This is a genomic window from Komagataeibacter sp. FXV3 (assembly GCF_015155755.1).
Classification (GTDB): domain Bacteria; phylum Pseudomonadota; class Alphaproteobacteria; order Acetobacterales; family Acetobacteraceae; genus Komagataeibacter.
In genome coordinates this window covers 31789-50488 of the sequence record NZ_VWPI01000026.1, presented here as the reverse complement: position 1 = coordinate 50488, position 18700 = coordinate 31789, and the positions used below count along the sequence as shown (strand labels likewise).

Here is an 18700-nt window from a genome sequence, read left to right as displayed (position 1 = left end):
ACTTCTTCTGCAAGCTCAAGGAGTTCAAGCGCATCGCCATGCGAAGCGACAAGACCGACAGATCATTCGCAGCGATGATTTATCTCACCGCTGCAATCATCAATTCGCGTTAATTCCCAACAGACCCTAGAAAACTGTTTTAAAATAGTATTTTACCGTTTCAGGAATGATTATCAGGGGCTGCCATCATGGGAAACCGGAATTTTCCCCGCCTTGATGGCCTTCGTAAACCGTACCCAGTCGGTTTTCGTCTGGTCCGCGTAACGGGCGGAAAAACAGCCTATGGCATCGGAAAACACCCTCCCCTTGCCCAGATAGCCACTGATGAAGGCGCCATCCCCCGAACGTGCATGCGCGCGGGCCAGCGTCCTGCCGTATAATTGTGCGTAATCGGCCAGTCCTTCGGGCGTTACAGCCGCCCCGATGGCGGCCAGCCGGGCATCTTTCAGGCGGCGGACGTAAAACTGCCGCCCCGCCCCGGACAGGTCTGGTGTCACAGGGTCCGCATCAGGCTGGGACCGGGTATGCGTGCAACCCAGGAATATGTCTGTTTCCGCCTGCATGATACGTTGGCCGACCACCACGCGCTGGCCCTGGTTATGAAACAGCGATGCCCCGGCAAAGGGCGCCAGCACCGACTGCTGGGCTTCCTTGATCTGCAGCAGCAGCGTCTCCCCATCCGCCGTGGCGAACAGGCCGATGGCGCAGAAGGTGCCGACACTGCCAATGCCAACCACCTTGAAAACCACGTCACGCAGGACGTAGCGGTCCAGCAGGACCGCCAGTTCGGCTGGCTGTGTCGCGACGTAGCGGGCAAAGGCATGGCGGATCGTGTCCTCATGCGCGGGCAGGCGCATGACCAGCGGCGGATGTTCGCACAGCGATGGCAGGCCGCCGCCCGCATCTATCAGGCCATAATGACAGCGCGCGCTGTCCATGCGCTCCCGCAACAGGACTTCAGCCCGCGCCCGCGCGTGGCGGTCCGAAAACGCGGCAATGGCGGCGGACAGGTCAATGGGGTTGCCCCAGATCTCCAGCGGGGACAGCAGGGACAGCCGCTTCATTTCCACGGCATAGGTCCGTGCCATGGATACCGCCAGATTACGCGCCTTCTTTTCCGACAGGCCACCCTCGCGCCCGGCCAGCACCAGCGACGTGCCAAGGCGCTTGATATCCCATTCAAACGGGGCGGGCAGCGTTTCGTCAAAGTCGTTGATGTCGAAAACCGGTGTACCCTCGGGCGAGGCATAGCTGCCGAAATTGGCCAGATGGCAATCCCCGCAGGCCTGCACGCGCGGACCTGCGGCGGGCGTATGCGCAAGATCGGACGCCATGACAGCCGCCGCCCCGCGTAGGAACGCGAAAGGCGAGGCCATCATCCGCCCATAGCGCACCGGCAGCAGGTCGCGTATCCGGCTTTCCCCCTGCCGGACCAGCAGCTCAACCGGGTCAGGCCGCCCCTTTGGCGCATGCCATTGCGCATGGTGGGCGCGCATCGTCTTGCGGCGCAAGGCCACGCCGCGCGCGTGACGCTGCGCGCGGCCAAGACTGCGGTGGTCCCATTGCATGGTACGGATGGCGGCGTGTTCATGATCCATGCCATGACAATACCATTTTTAACATATTGTGTCAGCAGCACACGCCCTGCATCACGGCGGCGGCCATGACGGCCTGCGCACGGGCCATTCCCGCATCCCTGCCACCCACCGGGTGATTGATACACATCAACGACGTTATTTTCATAAAATCCTGCTATAAACGGCAGGGTTTTAAATCCGACCAACCGCCCGGGCCACGGCCGGCCCCAGAAGAGGCAGAAATTCCATGCGCTATGCCCACAGTAACTTCGAAGCTTTCGTCCGCCCCGAAAAACCGGCCGGTATCGACACCCGATCGGCATGGATCGTGGGGGGTGGCCTTGGCGGCATGGCGGCAGCCGCCTTCCTGATCCGCGATGCGGGGATGACGCCATCACGAATTACCATCCTGGAAGCATCGGACGCCGATGGCGGGGCGCTGGATGGCGCGGGCAACGCCGAAACCGGCTGGCTGATCCGTGGCGGCCGGGAAATGGAGGAACAGTTCCAGTGCCTGTGGGATCTGTACCGTTCCATTCCGTCACTGGAGGTGCCCGGCGCCTCGGTGCTGGATGAGTTCTATCGCCTCAACCGCGTTGATCCATCCTCCAGCCCGGTGCGGGCCATGTGCGGGTGCGGGCAGCCCCTGCCCGACCGTAACAGCCTGAAACTGAACGGGAAGGCACGACGGGAAATCATTTCCCTGATCCTGACGGATGAGGAAAAGCTGGACGGCAGGACGATCAGCGATGTCCTGTCCGCCGATTTCATGAAGTCGAATTTCTGGCTGTTCTGGCGGTCCATGTTCGCGTTCGAGACATGGCACAGCGCGATCGAGATGAAGCGCTACCTTGCCCGTTTCGTGCACCAGATCCTTGGGCTGAAGGACCTGCATACGCTGAAGTTCACCCGCTTCAACCAGCAGGAATCCCTCAGCCTGCCGCTGGCCACGTGGCTGGCGGATCAGGGCGTGGTATTCCGCCACGGCGTGCAGGTGACCAATGTGCGCGTCGATACAGCGGGCGTGAAGAAGGTGGCGACCCATATCGACTGGCTTGAAAACGGCACGGCGGGCGGCACCGCAGTCGGCGCGCGGGATCTGGTGTTCGTCACCAATGGCTCCATGGTCGAAAACTCCCGCTGGGGCGACCACCATACGCCCGCACCGATTGACGCCACAATCGCGCAGGGCAATGTCTGGCAGTTGTGGCGCAATATCGCGGCACAGGACCCGGCGTTTGGCCAGCCGGACGTATTCTGTGGCGACACCACCAAATCACGCTGGGAATCCGCCACCGTCACAACGCTGGATGCCCGCATCCCGGCCCTGGTGCACAGGGTGACGGGACGCGATCCCTTTTCGGGCCGGACCGTGACGGGGGGACCGATCACGATCGCGGACTCCGCATGGCTCATGAGCTGGGTCGTCAGCCGCCAGCCCCATTTCAAGGGCCAGCCGAAGGGCCAGATGGTGGCCTGGCTGTATGGCCTCTTCAGCGACGTGCCGGGCAATTACGTGAAGAAACCCATGCAGGACTGCACGGGCGAGGAAATCACCCGCGAATGGCTGTACCACATGGGTGTGCCCGAGACGGAGATTGACGACATGGCGGCCACGGGCGCCATCACCCACCCATGCATGATGCCCTTCATCACCGCGCAGTTCATGCCACGCGCCGTGGGTGACAGGCCGAAGGTGGTGCCCGATGGCAGCGTCAACCTCGCCTTCCTTGGCCAGTTTGCCGAAACCCCGCGCGATACGGTGTTCACGACCGAATATTCCGTCCGTACCGCGATGGAGGCAGTCTACACGCTGCTGGATATCGACCGTGCCGTGCCGGAAGTCTTTGGCAGTGTGTATGACGTGCGCATGCTGGTGCAGGCAGCGGCGGAAATGCGCGACGGAAAGAAAATACCGGCCGCGACCCTGATCCATCACCTGACGGGCGGGACGGAAGTGGACACCCTGCTTGAACGCTACGGGCTGATCTGATCGCGCCGGGCGCCGCAGGGACGGGTCAGGTCACGCCCGTCCCTGCCGGATGCCGCGCGCAAGCCCCACGCAGGCAATCATGATGGCGACACCCAACGGCACCAGCCACGTAAAGGCGATGGCATGCCCATAGGGCCGCCAGAACAGCATCGCGCCACACACCACGGCCAGCGTCGCGATGAACGCAGGCAGCACGTCACGCCTGTCCGCCCGCCTGCTGAACAGGGCAAACACGAATACCCCCAGCATGGGACCATACGCGCATGACGCCACCGACAGGCCGAACACCACAGCCGGACCATGGCTATGGGCAAACCCCAGCGCCACCACCACCAGCGCGACAGCCCACAGCGCAGTCACAAGCCGCGCGAAGCCCAGCGGCGACAGACGCACCCATCGCGCCATGGCCCGGCAGGGGGCGGCAAAATCCAGCAAGGTCGCACTGGTCATGGCGTTGAGGGTGGCGGAAAGCGAGCCCATCGTCGCACTCAGCAGACCCGCAACCAGCAGTCCCGCCAGCCCGTGGGGCAGGCCATGCACAATAAAATCCGGGAACAATGCATCCGACGTCGGCAGCCCCATGGCGGCCAGCGACCTTTCGTCATTGCGTGCCCATAGCAGCATGCCCACCAGCGACAGCAGCGCGAACAGGCAGCCCACCATGACACCGCTGCCCACCAGCGCCTTTCGGGCATCCGCCAGGCTTCGCGCCGCAAGGACACGCTGCACCAGAAGCTGGTCCGTCCCATGTGACGCCATGGCCATGATCGCCCCGCCGATCATGGCGGCACACGGCGTATAGGGATCAAGGAAATACAGGCGGGATTTATGAAACAGGTGAAACCGGTTGGAATGGCGCAGCATATGGATCTGCATGCCGGTTGCATGATGGTACAGCAACGCGACACAGGCCGCCGCCCCCACGACATATACAACCAGCTGTATCGCATCGGACCAGACCACGGCCCGCAGGCCGCCCAGCACCGTGTAACCTAGCGTCAGCCCGACAATCACCACCATGACCAGCCATTGCGGCAACGGCAGTTCCATGGCGGACACGATGGCGGCAACCGGCAGCATGCCCGCGAACAGCCTAATCCCTTCGGCCAGCACGCGCGTAATCAGGAACGTGACGGATACGGTACGCTCCATCGCCTGCCCGAAACGCTGGCCCAGATACTGGTACACGCTGCCCACGTGCCCGGAAAAATAATGGGGCAGGAACAGCCACGCCACCAGCGCACGCCCGATGACATACCCTACCCCCAGCCCCACGAACACCATGCCCCCGCCATAGGCGATGCCGGGTATGCTGATGATGGTCAGGGTGGAGGTTTCCGTCGCGACAAGGGACAGGCAGATGGCCCACCACGGCAGGTCATGCCGGCCACCAACATAGGTGGAAACGGAATCCTGCCGCCCCGACAGGGCGAACGCGATGAAGGGCAGGCTCAGGCAATAGATGCAGATAACCGAAAGATCGATCGCGGACATACGGATTCCATCACGTAACGAAGTAAAGACCATATGACCAGACCGAGGCCATATGAAAGCCCCGGACGACCCGGAGAACCGGGACAGCCTGCGCATTCCCATCGTGCATGAAAACCGGTCAGGCATGCTGCGGCACCGTCATGTCATGGCTTTTGCCCCGTCCCCGGTTGGCGCGGCGGCCGGATCGTTGTCATTGCGGGCGGGATAATGATATCGTCCCCGTATCAGGCATCCGGCATGCCGTCTTTTAACGGGCCTTTTGCACCATGCATGTTTTTCCAGCCGCCCCCGGGCTGAAGCGCCGCCATGTCCTGATGCTGACGGGTGCCGCAACCCTTGCAGCCTGCGCGCCCCACGCGCAGGCGGGCCAGTCACCTGCCCCGGACATGCGCGATGTGGATCGCAGGCTGCAACAGGCCGTGAAACGGGGCGAAGCGCCCGGCGTGGTCTGCGCCATAGGCCACGACCAGCAGGTCGTGCACCGGGCCGTGTATGGCAGGCGTGCCGTAACACCCGCGCCCGAAGCCATGACATGGGACACGGTGTTCGACATGGCATCCTTGACCAAGCCGGTTATTACCGCGCCCTGTGTCATGCAGTTGTGGGAACAGGGGCGGTTCGGGCTGGATGACCCGGTTTCACGCTACCTGCCGCAGTTTGCCGCCGCGGGAAAGGCCACCATTACCATCCGGCACCTGCTGACCCATTATTCCGGCCTGCCGCCCGACCTGGACCTGACCCACCCGTGGCAGGGACGTGATGCCGCCTTCCGCCTGACCATGGAAACCGCACCCGAACAGCCACCGGGCAGCGGGTTCGTTTACAGCGACATCAATTTCATCACACTGGGCTTCCTGGTCGAAAAACTGTCCGGCATGACGCTGGATACCTATGCCACGCGCTTTATCCTGACACCGCTGGGCATGCGACAGTCACGATTCCTGCCACCCGATACGTGGTCCGCGCGCATCGCCCCCACCCAGACCGATGAACGGGGCCAGATGCTGCGGGGGCAGGTCAATGACCCCTCGGCGCGGCGCATGGGTGGGGTTGCAGGACATGCGGGCCTGTTTTCCACGGCTGATGACATGTGCCTGTACGCGCAGGCCCTGCTGGACCGGCGCGCGAGCCGACCATCCGCCTATCCGCTGCGAGCGGACACACTCATGTTGATGACCACCGCACAACAGCCACAGGGCAGGACCGACCTGCGCGGGCTGGGGTGGGATATCGCCACGCATTATTCCTCTGTCCGGGGGGACAGGTTTCCCGTGGGTTCCTTTGGCCATACCGGCTTTACCGGCACGTCGCTGTGGCTGGATCCCGGCAGCGACAGTTATGTCCTGATCCTGACCAGCCGCCTCCATCCCGATGGCCATGGCAATGTCGTGCACCTGCGTCATGACGTGGCAACGGCGGCGGCCCTTGCGCTGATCCCGCCACGGGGCTGAGGGGCTGCCTGAAAAGCCGGATCGGGTCACATCCTTCAGTCATATGAAAGTTTCTGGTGAAGCTTTTTCCCTCATTTGCAGATAAGTCAGGTTACATGACCCCGAACAGCAGCACGCCCACCCCTATCATCGCGACAGAAGGACAGGACCCCCGCTACGCGGATGTGGATGTCTGGCCTGTCGCCTCCGTGCTGGATGCACTGGTGGAATCACAGATGAGCGCCATCGCCGCCGTCCGCGCCGCGACAGCGGAACTGGAACGCGCGGTGGGCAGCGCCCTGCCCCGGCTTCTGGCGGGGGGACGGCTGTTCTATGTCGGCGCGGGCACGTCCGGGCGGATCGGCATGCAGGATGGGGTGGAACTGCTGCCCACCTTCGGCTGGGAACCGGGGCGGCTTGTGCTGCTGCTGGCAGGCGGGCAGGACGCCGTGTATCAGGCGGCGGAAGGGGCCGAGGACCGCGAGGACGTGGCGCGCGCGGACATACTGGCCCACAATCCCGGTCCCGATGACGTGGTGCTGGGCATCGCGGCCAGTGGGTCCACGCCCTATACCTGTGCCGCGATTGCGGCTGCGCGCGCGGCAGGCAGCCTGACCATAGGCATTGCGTGCAATCGCGGCGGCAGGTTGCTGGACGTGGCGGAACAGGGCATTGCGGTGGTAACGGGGCCGGAAGTCATTTCCGGTTCCACGCGACTGAAGGCCGGCACGGCACAGAAAGCCACCCTGAACCTGATTTCCACAACGCTCATGATCCGTATGGGCCATGCCTATCGCGGGCAGATGGTGGACATGCGGGTCGTCAATGCCAAGCTGCGGGACAGGGCATGCCGCATGGTCCGCAACCTGACCGGCAGTACCGAACAGGAGGCGCAGCAGGCGCTGGAGGCAACGGGGTTCAATGTCAAACGGGCCGTCATGATCTGTTCGGGCATTCCCGCCGATCAGGTCGAGGCACAGCTTGCGGCGCATGGCGGCAACCTGCGTTCAGTTCTCGGGCAGGACGACAGCCCCCCTGCCGCCCCGTAAAACATTGTCCGAAAAATAAACGTTTCCGGATGCCGCCTTTTTGACAGGCAGCCCCGGACCACCCGGATACACGCGGCATAATGGACAGGTGCCGGACGTCACGTTTTTGTCCCGTCGCCCTGTTCTTTATGATGTCGTGGTAAAATGCTGCATGCGGGAGGAACAGGCATGAAGCCTATGCTTACGGTCATCGGCCTTATGAGTGGCACGTCACTTGATGGTGTGGACGCAGCCATCATCCATACCGATGGTGAACGGATCGCGGGGTTCGGGCCGGATATCAGCCTGCCTTACACGGCGGCCCTGCGCCAGCGCGCGCGCAGGCTTCTGGACCATGCGCCCACCCTGTCCCCTGATGATCCCGAACTGAAAGCGGTCGAACACGCGATAACCCGCCATCACATTGACGCAGTGCGACAGTTGCAGGCCCGGGTGCCGGATATCGACCTGATCGGGTTCCATGGCCAGACCATCCTGCATGCACCACAACGCCACCAGACATGGCAGATTGGTGATGCGGAACTTCTGTCACGCGCGACCGGACTGGCTGTCATCCATGATTTCCGCAGCGCCGACGTGGCGGCAGGCGGCGAAGGCGCGCCACTGGTGCCGTGGTTCCACGCAGCCCTGCTGCATGATGTGCCGGGGCCGGTTGCCGTTCTGAATATCGGTGGCGTTGCGAATGTCACGTTGATTGATGCCGATAATACGATCCATGCCTGTGACACCGGCCCGGGCAATGCCCTGCTGGATGACTGGGCGATGCGCCATACCGGCACGGCCTGCGACGTTGATGGCGCACTGGCGCGTGCGGGCACGGTCAACCGGGCCATTGTGGAACAGTTGCTGGCTGATCCCTATTTTGCCCGCCTTGCCCCCAAATCGCTGGATCGGCAGAGTTTTGCCACGGCCCTTGACCGGGTGGCCGCCTGCACCCCGGCCGATGGGGCGGCGACACTGGCCGCCTTTACCATCGAAGCCGTACGGCGCATGCCCCTGCCCGTCCGGCCCGCACGCTGGTATGTCTGTGGCGGAGGGCGGCATAACCCTGTCCTGATGCAGGGATTGCAGACGGCGCTGGGCGCCCCGGTGGTGGGCGTGGACCACCTTGGCTGGAACGGGGATGCGCTGGAGGCGCAATGTTTCGGTTTTCTGGCCGCACGCAGCGTACGCGGCCTGCCGTTATCAGCGTCCACCATAACGGGCGGGCCGGATGGCCTGTCCGGTGGCCGCCTGACCTGTGCGGGCCTTATGCCTGTGCCATCATGGATCCATGCAACCGGCGGGAGGTCTTCATGAAACTTGTCATCGTACCGGATCAGGACACGGCCTGCGCCCATGTGGCGGACATGCTGTACATGTGCTGCGCGCGCAACCCGGCAGCCGTACTGGGCCTTGCAACCGGGCGCACGATGGAACGGGTCTATGGCCACCTTGTCCGCCGCATTCACGACAGGCCGGTCAATCTTGCAGGCTGCACGACGTTCAACCTGGATGAATATTGCGGGCCGGTTGCCCGGACCGCGCAGTCATACCGTGCCTATATGCAGCATCACCTGTTCCGTCATCTGGATATTCCGCCCACGCGGACGCATCTGCCCCCCGGTGATACCGATGATGTTACGGCGGCATGCGCACGATACGAAACCGCCATCCGTGCCGCAGGTGGTATTGACCTGCAACTGCTGGGGATAGGTCACACCGGCCATATCGGTTTTAACGAACCCCTTTCCTCCTTCGCATCGCGCACGCGCCGTGTCAGGCTTGCCCCCGCCACGCGTGTCCAGAATGCCGAAATGTTTGGCGACTGCCCGGATGATGTGCCGCAGCATGCGCTGACTGTTGGTGTCGGGACCATTCTGGAAACCCGGCGCGCGGTCCTGCTGGCGACAGGCCCCGGCAAGGCGGCGATCGTCACCCGCGTTATTGAAGGGGCGATTTCGGCCATGACCAGTGCCTCGGCACTTCATTTCCATCCTGATTGCACATTCGTACTGGATGAAGACGCAGCCATGGACCTGTCGGATGAATGCCGATGGATGGCGGACTACCTCCCGCCCCGTCACTGACCCATTGCGCATGCCGGAAACAGTCATTGGAGGTCGCTGCGATATCGTGCGCATCATAAAGACGTTTGTGGTGAAGTTTTTTTCAGAAAGCTTCGTTACATGCTGCCTTCCTGGAAAAGGGTCACCCAGAAACTTCTATCTTTTCCATCAATAATTCTGTTTTCAAACAGTCTGTCATTCGTGTTGTTTGGACCTGCATATTCCAATGGCTGGACCATCGCGATTTTTTCTGCATCTGGCGCGGTGCCATGGGTTGCATGTTTACACATGCCGGGCATCCGGCCTTATATCGTTCTTATAAAATAACGAGTTAAATGACTGGTATGCATTGAAAAAATTTGCAATAATTTTTAGTAAAAATAATGGAATTCTTGTGTGCCCTGTTTTTTCAAGGAAACGACAGGTCATGAAGCTTTTTGAAAAAAGCTTCACCAAAAACCTTGCATGATCCGTGCCCCGTTGCCTGGATGGATTCATGGCAGGAAAACTTTTCCCCAAAACCGCCTGACCTGATCACAGGAACGCAATTGTGCAAATAATGTTCCCAAGAAAATACAAGTGGAAAGTTATGCCACATAGCGCACGATAAATTAATATACGAAATAAAAAAACCGCGCCCTCATAAAAACGTTTAAACGCCACACAAATAAAACCAATAATATACCAGTGGCCGTACAATGAAATATTTTACGCATCGACGTGGAAAATTCGCGATATTGTATTTCGGTTTTTCCATGTATGTGGTGATCGGCGCGCATGACGCGCCCGCCAATAGCGTTGTAAACGGAAGCCAGGGCAATGATGCCAGTTATGCGCTGCGTAACAGCGCCCAGCACCCGGCTTCAACCATGACAGGAGATTGGGGTGGGTACAGAACCTATCTGCGTGACATAGGGATAGACCTGGCGGCGGCATGGACAAACGAAACCGCCGGAAATGCGACAGGCGGCGACCGGCGCACTGCGGCCGAAACCAACCAGATCGCGGCGATTATGGATATCGATGCGGAAAAACTGGTGAAATGGAAAGGGGCGACCTTCAATTTCACCTTTACCAGCCGCTGGGGCAGCAACCTGATTACACGGGCGGGCCTGTATACCCTGCAACAGCCACAGGAAGTATGGGGACGTGGACAGACCACTCGACTGACCGGATTGTGGTATAACCAGAAACTGGGCAACCACTTCAGTTTCAAGATCGGCCGCCTGCCAACCGGTGCTGATTTTGACAATGTGCCCTGCCTGACAATGATCAATTATTTCTGCGGCGCGACAACGGGCAACATGGATGGTAATCGCTGGCTGAACTGGCCTGTCAGCACCTGGGGTGGTTACCTTAAATACAACAGTCCCCTGTGGTACCTGCAGGGGGGCGCTTATGAACAGAACATGCGCAACCTGGATAACAAGTTTTTCCTTGGTTACGTCCATGGGGCAACCGGCGCGCTGCTGCCTTTCGAAACCGGGCTGCGCCTTCATGTGGGATCGCACCATTATCCGGGGGTGTACCGCATTGGCGGGTGGATCAATACGGCCAGCGCACCGGATGTTTTACTGGCGACCAATGGGCAACCTGCTGTTACCGGCGGGTTGCCAATGCTGGAACGGGGCAGTTCCCATGGCGGGTATCTGTGGTTCCAGCAGCAGTTGACGGGTACCTTTACCGAAAAGCCCGGACAGGATGCGGTGGTCGTGCAGGGTCTGACCGCCTATGTCACGCTGACCATGGTTGACAGGGAAACAAGCCCCATCTCATCACAGGTAACGGGCAGCCTGCGCTATTTCGGACTACCATGGCGCAGGCATGACGCCGTGACACTTGCGGTTGGCACCAATCATGTCAATTCGCGCCTTGCGACATTGGAATGGTATCAGGCAGGTAAAAAGGGGCCACGACGGAATTCGGAATTTGCCGTTGAAACAGATTACACCATCCAGTTTACCCCTTGGGCCTATATCGAACCAAACGTCCAGTTCTGGGTTAATCCCGGCGGTTATACCCAGCGCAGCACGGTCACGGTTATTGGTATGAAAACAGGCTTTACCTTCTAGGGAAATTTCAAAACAGATCTTGATAATAAAAATGAAAGTTTTTGGGTGCCGCCTTTTTTCAAAAAGGCGGCATTCTTTGAATGTTTCTTAAAAAAATCTTCACCAAAAAACGTCTTCATGATGCCGCAAAACCGAATTTTCGGACAGTATGCAAGAAAATACAGGCCATATTCCTGTAACGGAGAATGGCCTGTATTTTTTACTGTCTGGAATTGCCGGGACTGTCCGGCTCGGACCATCCCCTACGAATGGAACCCGTTTGCCGTATCGGTGGCGACTGCATTATCCAGATCATCCGTCGCGCCACTGACCCCAACCGCCCCGATCAGGTATTTGCCACTCATGACCGGACACGATCCGGGCACGGCCGTAATACCGGGCAATGTCGCCAGAAACGCCTGGTTCTGGCTGATACGCTGGGCCAGTACCTTGCCTGGTGAATGATACAGCGCGGCTGTGCGGGCTTTCTTGATGGCTGTCTCGTCCGTTCCGGTCTGTGAATCATCCATGCGGGTGAAGGCCAGCAGCCTGCCCGATGCATCCACCACTGCGATGCTGACCTGCATGCCCTTCTGCCGCGCCTCCTCCTCGGCCGCATTCAGCAGGCTTTTCGCACCGGCGTTACTGAGTTGCGGGCGGGTCAGCAACTTGGCGTCATCCGCGTGTGCCACGCCAAAGGCAGGAAAGCACGCCAGAATGGCCAGCGGCCCGATATGTCTGATTTTCATGGGAGATCCTGATGCAAGATTGTCTGGATACTGTTTTTTTTACGCTGAAGACCGTTTCAGTGAAAATGCTTGGCCGTATCGACAACCAGCGCCTGTTCATTTTCATTGGTGTCGCCGCTAGTGCCGATACTGCCGACGACCACATCACCCTGCTTGAAAACCGCACCACCTGCGGATGGCAGGATACCGGGGACAAAACCGATGGGCAGGTTCTGCGTGCGCACGGCGTCAAAGAACTCGATCGTATTGCGGGCAAACCGCGCCGCCGATTTTGCCTTCGCGATCGAGGCCTCCACACATCCGGCATAGGCACCCTGCATGCGGATGAAGGCCACCAGGTTTCCATCCGTGTCCTCGACCGCTATGCAAAGCTTGAGATGCCGGTTTTCCGCCAGGCCAACCGCATAATGGGCCATGTCCATTGCCGCGTCGGTCGTGATGTTGAACTGCGGCGCGGTGGAGGAAGATGACGGCTGCGCAAGTGCGGGGGTCGCGCACGACGTCAGCACCGCAAGGACTTTAAGCAGATGCTTCATTTCAAGGGTTACCTTATTCTCAATGTTATTATTGAACCCCTGACGACGCTTCATGTTCGGCCAGACCGATCCATATCGGGAAAATAAAGACGTCGTTCAGTTCAGATTATACGATAGAACCGATGTCATATCGCACAGAACATTCTATTACAGTTTTTTGCGCGCAGACAAATAACAATTAATAACTCGCGCGCATGTGATAGATAATCCAAGCTGGCGCCATGAAAGGGTGCCAGGAGACCATAGAAAAAAAGTGGACGAAACAAGTATTAAAACGCGCTACCGTCCAATTCAAATATCACGACGCACATGATCGGGGCGGCCGGATACACATAACTGCAGCAGGAACCCAGGCATCAGCCCACGGGCGATCAGCCAGCCATCAATCGAGAACTTTCCCGCCCCCGCAACCGAAAAACTGGCAAAGGCCACGATCATCAGCATCGGGTATTCCCAGCCGCCTACGGGGGGATTGTTCCATGTAAACCCGTCACCGAAATGCCGGCCATAATGGTTGGCGATCAGGTAATACAGCGCCCCGCCCATCCCGGCCAGACGGGTCATGAAACCCATTCCCACGCCAATCGCGACTGACAGTTCACACAATCCACCAATAATGACCGCCTGCCCATCGGGCGGGAACCCGAATCCGACAAAAACCTGTTCCATGTGGTGGAATGCCTGTATGCCCGCGAAAAGTTTTTCGGAAAAATGCCCAACCATGTCGAAACCAAAATATATACGCAGTATTGCTACCTGCCATTGCAGGTGATTATTCCACCCGCCAATGCTGCATGCCCTCCAGTCATGGATCATGCAGTCCGCATACAGTAAAAGATAGATGATGAACGTGGCGGTGGAGCACGCCATGCCCGGCACCGACCCATGAATGGCCGCCACCCTCCAGCTGATGACGAATGGAAGGAGTGATGTAAGGAAACCGACGACAAAATTCCGCGGCATCACCGCAACCGTGACAGCCAGCGCAAGACCGTCAAGCCCGATGGTGGACAGGCAGGCCAGGTCCGGTATGACCGGCACGACAAAGGACGAATAGACCATGGCCGCGGTCGTGCCAGCCAGGGCCAGCCACAACAGCCAGTAAGGCACATGCCGCGGACGCATTGCCGCGAAGGATGGTGGGAGCGTATTCGACTTCATGTACATCTTGTTTTTCTTCTTTGACGGGTGTCGAACCGTATTGCAGCTCTTTTAGGGCCATGGGCGGGATCATGTGCCCGCCCGGCCTGTCATGTGTATTTATCGCTTCCTTCCGGTGTCATGCATGCTGAACGATCGAAACGGCGGATCGGGTTCGCAGGGACAATCAATAAATAACCGGCTCTGGCACCGGGGGGCCGAAATCGGTCTGGAGGAAGTCGAAGTCACACCCTTCATTCGCCTGCCGCATGTGATGTGCGGCCATCCAGCCATATCCACGTCCGTAACGCGGCGCAGGCGGCGTCCATGCCGCACGGCGGCGTGCCAGTTCCGTATCCGATACCTCCATGTTGACTGAACGCGCCGCTACGTCCACCGCGATGATATCCCCCGTTTTCAGTAGCGCCAGCGGTCCACCGACATAGCTTTCGGGCGCGACATGCAGGATGCATGCGCCGTAGCTGGTGCCACTCATCCGGGCGTCGGACAGGCGCAGCATATCGCGATAGCCTTCCTTCACCAGGCGTTTGGGCATGGGCAGCATTCCCCATTCCGGCATGCCCGGACCACCCAGCGGGCCTGCATTGCGCAGCACAAGGACATGATCGGGGGTCACGTCCAGCGTTTCGTCATCCAGCGCTTTCTTCATGGTGGGGTAATCGTCAAACACCAGCGCCGGTCCCCGGTGCTTATGGAATTTGGGGTCACAGCACGCGGGCTTCATCACGCAGCCATCGGGGGCAAGGTTGCCACGCAGGACCGTCAGCGCACCACCCGCCTCCCCCGTGAACATCGGTTTGTCCAGCGGCCTTATGACATCATCATTCCAGACCTTTGCATCGCGGATATTCTCCCCCACGCTGCGGCCGGTCACCGTCAGGCAGTCCAGGTCAAGGAAACTGGAAATCCGGTTCATCAGCGCGGCAATCCCGCCAGCGTAGTAGAAATCCTCCATAAGGTAGGTCGTGCCCGTTGGCCGGACATTGGCGATCACCGGGACCTCACGGCTGGCACGGTCGAAATCGTCCAGCCCGATGTCAACACCCGCGCGCCGCGCCATGGCGATCACGTGTATGATGGCGTTGGTCGAGCACCCCATGGCCATCGCCACCGCAATGGCGTTGCGAAAGGCGGCATGGGTCTGGATTTTCGACGGTTTCAGGTCTTCCCACACCATATCGACAATCCGCCGCCCGGAACTCTTGGCCATGCGGATATGGTTGGAATCCACCGCCGGGATGGAACTGGCCCCCGGCAGGGACAGGCCGATCGCCTCGGCAATGGCGGTCATGGTACTGGCCGTGCCCATGGTCATGCAGGTGCCCGCGCTGCGGGCAATGCCGGCCTCGACCCCCTGCCAGTCTGCGGGGGTAATCTTGCCCGCGCGCAGTTCATCCCAGTATTTCCATGAATCCGACCCCGAACCCAGCGTCTTTCCCTGCCAGTTCCCGCGCAGCATCGGGCCTGCGGGCACATAGATCGCGGGGATATCCATGCTGGTTGCCCCCAGCAGCAGGCCGGGCGTGGTCTTGTCACATCCGCCCATCAGCACCGCGCCATCAGCGGGATAGGCCCGCAGCAGTTCTTCCGCCTCCATCGCCAGCATGTTGCGGTACAGCATGGTGGTGGGCTTCATGAAGTTTTCGGACAGTGAAATGGCGGGCAACTCCATGGGAAATCCACCGGCTTCCAGCACGCCCCGCTTTACATCCTCCACGCGCTGGCGGAAATGCATGTGGCATGGATTGATGTCGGACCATGTATTCAGGATGGCGATGACGGGCTTTCCCTCCCAGTCCTGCGGATCATAACCCATCTGCATCGCACGGGAACGATGGCCGAAGCTGCGCAGGTCGGCGGGGCCAAACCAGCGCTCGCTGCGCAGCCTGCGTTCTGCCTGCGCTGCAGTCTTCCCGCCATCTGGCCGTTTTCCGGCTTCTTGCGTCATGCCTTTGTTCTCCCTGCACGCCCCCGGTCAGTCACAATGGCCTGATAACAAGGGTGTTTGTTACTGCAGTTAGGGCAAGACAGTTCTGGCGTGTCCAGATTAGATACAGCATGGATTGAGACAGGATTGATATTGATGCTTCAGCTCACGCAGGTCCGGTGTTTTGTCACGGTAGCGGAGGAACTGCATTTCGGCCGCGCGGCGGCACGGCTGAACATGACCCAGCCACCGCTGAGCCGACAGGTCCAGCTTCTGGAACACGCACTTGGTGTTGAATTGCTGGAACGCAACAGCCGCAGCGTCCGGCTGACGCCGGCTGGCGCGATCTTCCTGCCCGAAGCCCGCCGCCTGCTGCGCAGCGCGCAGGATGCGGTCCTGCTGGCCCGCCGGGCGCGGCGCGGCGCGCTGGGACAGGTCGCGATCGGGTTTACGCCATCCAGCAGCTATGACTTCCTGCCCCGGCTGATCCATGGGCTGCGGGCGGCCTATCCCGATATTGAGCTGACACTGGAGGAAATGGTCACGCGCGATCAGGTCGCGGCCCTTGCCTCCCACCGGATCGACCTTGCCTTCGTCCGCCCGCCGTTCGAGGCAAGGGAAACCCGCGCATGCAGGGTCCGGGCCGAACCCATGGTGGCCGCCCTGCCCCACGATCACCCGCTGGCCACGCGATCCGCGCTGACGCCAGAGGACATGGAGGGGCAGGACCTGATCATGTATTCGATCCTGGGCAGCGGCTATTTCCATGATCTTGTGCAGCGCCTGCTGGTCAGCGCGCATATCCGGCCCCACCTGATCCATCACCTGACCCAGATCCATGCCCTGCTGTCCATGGTCAGGACCGGGATGGGCATTGCCCTGATCCCGGAATCGGCGTCGCGGCTTGGTATCGAAAATGTCATCTACCGTCCGCTGGGGTTTGGCGAAAACATCATGGCCGAACTGTTCATGGTCCACCGCGCGCAGGACGTCAGTCCGCTGCTGGGCAATGTCATGGATATCGTATCGCGGATCAGCGAAGCGCAGACGCCATCCCTGCCCTGACGGGGTGATGCCGCCAGCGCATCAATCCATGCGCAGTTTGTTTTGGACTTCCCGCCTTCTTCACGCGTTCCCTTGCGCACTGGACCCGATGCGGCCGCAGGGTGGCCGGGCGCAATCCCGCCCCCGCCGCACCGGTCCGCGTATCGAGGGAGAAAACAGGGTGACCATGACAAGAGGGCCAACCGCAGGCCCCACCGCCACACACGCACCGATCGCCGCAGGCGCGTCCCGTGCAGCCCCCCGCACCGCCATCCGTTACAGTGTCCTTGCGTTCCTGTTCATCATCACGGCGATCAACTACGGCGATCGCGCGACACTCGGCATTGCCGGGTCGTCCATATCGCATGACCTGGGGCTGACGCCGGTGGCCATGGGCTACATCTTTTCCGCCTTCGGCTGGGCCTATGTCATGAACCAGGTGCCCGGTGGCTGGCTGCTGGACCGCTTTGGTTCCATCCGCGTCTATGGCGCAAGCCTGCTGGCGTGGTCGGTGTGTACGCTGCTGGTCGCAGGCGTGGGCCATGTCCCGCACACCATCGCCTTTCCCGTGCTGTTCGTGCTGTGGGCCGGGCTGGGACTGGTGGAAGCACCAACCTTTCCCGCCAACAGCCGTATCGTGTCCAGCTGGTTCCCGACAGCGGAACGCGGCCTTGCGACATCCATTTTCAATTCGGCGCAGTATGTTGCCGTCGCGTTCTTTGCGCCGCTCATGGGGTGGATTACACAGCAGTTCGGCTGGGAATACATCTTTGCCGTCATGGGTGTCGCGGGGGTGGTGCTGGCCACCATCTGGCTCATGCGCATGCGGCCGCCCGCCAGCCACCCTGGCGTCAATGCCGCTGAACTGGCATTCATCCGTGCGGGTGGCGCGCTGGTGGATATTGATGACCGCGCCATGCAGGTGCGCAGGAAGCTGACATGGCGGCAGGTGCGTTTCATGCTGACAGACCGGACGCTGGTGGGCGTGTACGGGGGGCAGTACTGCATTACCGCCATCCTGTATTTCTTCCTGACGTGGTTCCCGCTTTACCTGCATCAGTCGCGCGGGCTGTCCATGACGCAGACCGGGCTGGCGGCCAGCGTGCCCGCGCTGTGCGGGCTGGCCGGTGCGATTTCGGGGGGCGCGCTGTCCGACATGCTGCTGCGAACGGGACAATCGGAAAACGTCGCGCGCAAGACGCCCTATGTCGCGGGCATGGCGATCGCGTCCACGATCTGCCTGTGCAATTTTGTCCAGTCCGCGTGGGTAATTGTCCTGATCATGTCCTTTGCATTCTTTGGCAAGGGGCTTGCCGCCATTGGCTGGGCGGTCATATCCGACATAGCACCCAAGGAAACGCCGGGCCTGGCTGCGGGCATTTTCAACGGGATCGGCAATATCGCCGGTATCGTGACCCCCATTGTGATCGGCTATATCGTTGCAATAACAAAGTCCTATAACGGCGCGCTGCTGTTTGTGGCTGGCCACTGCGTTGTGGCGATCTTGCTGTACCTGTTCGTGGTCGGGAAGATCAGACGGCTTTCCCTGCCGGTGTGAACCGGTTGCATCGCTTTCCTGCACTTTATTGTGTAGCGACAAATCCAATAAATACAGACACAAGTAATAACAAACAATAAGCA

At 60.3% G+C, this 18700-nt stretch carries 16 protein-coding genes and 1 pseudogene; 10 read left to right on the top strand and 7 right to left on the bottom strand.

The window, feature by feature from the left end; translation table 11 throughout:
• Window positions 1-113 (top strand): annotated as a pseudogene (locus tag F1542_RS17040) (IS5/IS1182 family transposase); the annotation flags it as partial.
• A gap of 60 nt (window positions 114-173) precedes the next feature.
• Here F1542_RS17040 and F1542_RS02810 read toward each other — a convergent pair.
• The gene (locus F1542_RS02810) at window positions 174-1598 is read right to left on the bottom strand and encodes a DUF2252 domain-containing protein (protein WP_193731700.1); all 1425 of its coding nucleotides are present in this window, start codon (window positions 1596-1598) and stop codon (window positions 174-176) included.
• Between the two features lie 226 nt (window positions 1599-1824).
• Here F1542_RS02810 and F1542_RS02805 point away from each other — a divergent pair, with 226 nt between their 5' ends.
• Window positions 1825-3570, top strand: a complete 1746-nt coding sequence (locus F1542_RS02805; RefSeq protein ID WP_193731699.1) for an oleate hydratase — start codon at window positions 1825-1827, stop codon at window positions 3568-3570.
• A gap of 30 nt (window positions 3571-3600) precedes the next feature.
• Here the strand turns inward: F1542_RS02805 and F1542_RS02800 are convergent, their stop codons facing one another.
• Window positions 3601-5064 (bottom strand): sodium:solute symporter, encoded by a 1464-nt coding sequence (locus F1542_RS02800; RefSeq protein ID WP_193731698.1) that lies wholly within the window; start codon window positions 5062-5064, stop codon window positions 3601-3603.
• Between the two features lie 52 nt (window positions 5065-5116).
• Between F1542_RS02800 and F1542_RS02795 the strand changes: the two genes are divergently transcribed.
• The 5 genes from F1542_RS02795 (at window position 5117) to F1542_RS02775 (ending at window position 9612) form a co-directional block, all read left to right on the top strand.
• A complete protein-coding gene (locus F1542_RS02795) occupies window positions 5117-5272 on the top strand; it encodes a hypothetical protein (RefSeq protein WP_193731697.1) in 156 nt (51 codons plus the stop codon).
• 58 nt (window positions 5273-5330) lie between these two features.
• On the top strand, window positions 5331-6515 hold the full coding sequence (locus F1542_RS02790; RefSeq protein ID WP_193731696.1) for a serine hydrolase: 1185 nt from the start codon (window positions 5331-5333) through the stop codon (window positions 6513-6515).
• Between the two features lie 95 nt (window positions 6516-6610).
• A complete protein-coding gene (locus F1542_RS02785; RefSeq protein ID WP_193731695.1) occupies window positions 6611-7543 on the top strand; it encodes an N-acetylmuramic acid 6-phosphate etherase in 933 nt (310 codons plus the stop codon).
• A gap of 168 nt (window positions 7544-7711) precedes the next feature.
• The gene (locus F1542_RS02780) at window positions 7712-8842 is read left to right on the top strand and encodes an anhydro-N-acetylmuramic acid kinase (protein WP_193731694.1); all 1131 of its coding nucleotides are present in this window, start codon (window positions 7712-7714) and stop codon (window positions 8840-8842) included.
• The gene (locus F1542_RS02775; protein WP_193731693.1) at window positions 8839-9612 is read left to right on the top strand and encodes a glucosamine-6-phosphate deaminase; all 774 of its coding nucleotides are present in this window, start codon (window positions 8839-8841) and stop codon (window positions 9610-9612) included. The genes F1542_RS02780 and F1542_RS02775 overlap by 4 nt, the downstream gene beginning before the upstream one ends.
• Window positions 9613-9707: 95 nt before the next feature.
• Here F1542_RS02775 and F1542_RS02770 read toward each other — a convergent pair whose 3' ends face one another.
• Complete coding sequence (locus tag F1542_RS02770; protein WP_193731692.1) at window positions 9708-9881, bottom strand: hypothetical protein; 174 nt, start codon at window positions 9879-9881, stop codon at window positions 9708-9710.
• A 408-nt stretch (window positions 9882-10289) separates the two neighbouring features.
• Here F1542_RS02770 and F1542_RS02765 point away from each other — a divergent pair, with 408 nt between their 5' ends.
• A complete protein-coding gene (locus F1542_RS02765; RefSeq protein ID WP_193731691.1) occupies window positions 10290-11663 on the top strand; it encodes a carbohydrate porin in 1374 nt (457 codons plus the stop codon).
• Window positions 11664-11905: 242 nt separating this feature from the next.
• Here F1542_RS02765 and F1542_RS02760 read toward each other — a convergent pair whose 3' ends face one another.
• From F1542_RS02760 to araD, 4 genes are all read right to left on the bottom strand, one after another.
• Window positions 11906-12391 carry a heme-binding protein gene (locus F1542_RS02760; protein WP_193731690.1) on the bottom strand — a complete coding sequence of 162 codons (486 nt, stop codon included), beginning with the start codon at window positions 12389-12391 and terminating at the stop codon, window positions 11906-11908.
• 56 nt (window positions 12392-12447) lie between these two features.
• On the bottom strand, window positions 12448-12927 hold the full coding sequence (locus F1542_RS02755) for a heme-binding protein (protein ID WP_227672419.1): 480 nt from the start codon (window positions 12925-12927) through the stop codon (window positions 12448-12450).
• A gap of 291 nt (window positions 12928-13218) precedes the next feature.
• A complete protein-coding gene (locus F1542_RS02750; RefSeq protein WP_227672418.1) occupies window positions 13219-14088 on the bottom strand; it encodes a DoxX family protein in 870 nt (289 codons plus the stop codon).
• Between the two features lie 166 nt (window positions 14089-14254).
• Entirely contained in the window at window positions 14255-16036 is a 1782-nt protein-coding gene (araD, locus tag F1542_RS02745) for an L-arabinonate dehydratase (RefSeq protein ID WP_193731688.1), read from the bottom strand.
• Window positions 16037-16171: 135 nt separating this feature from the next.
• Here araD and F1542_RS02740 point away from each other — a divergent pair, with 135 nt between their 5' ends.
• Complete coding sequence (locus F1542_RS02740) at window positions 16172-17080, top strand: LysR family transcriptional regulator (RefSeq protein WP_193731687.1); 909 nt, start codon at window positions 16172-16174, stop codon at window positions 17078-17080.
• 166 nt (window positions 17081-17246) lie between these two features.
• On the top strand, window positions 17247-18617 hold the full coding sequence (locus F1542_RS02735; protein ID WP_227672422.1) for an MFS transporter: 1371 nt from the start codon (window positions 17247-17249) through the stop codon (window positions 18615-18617).
• The last annotated feature ends 83 nt before the right edge of the window (window positions 18618-18700 follow it).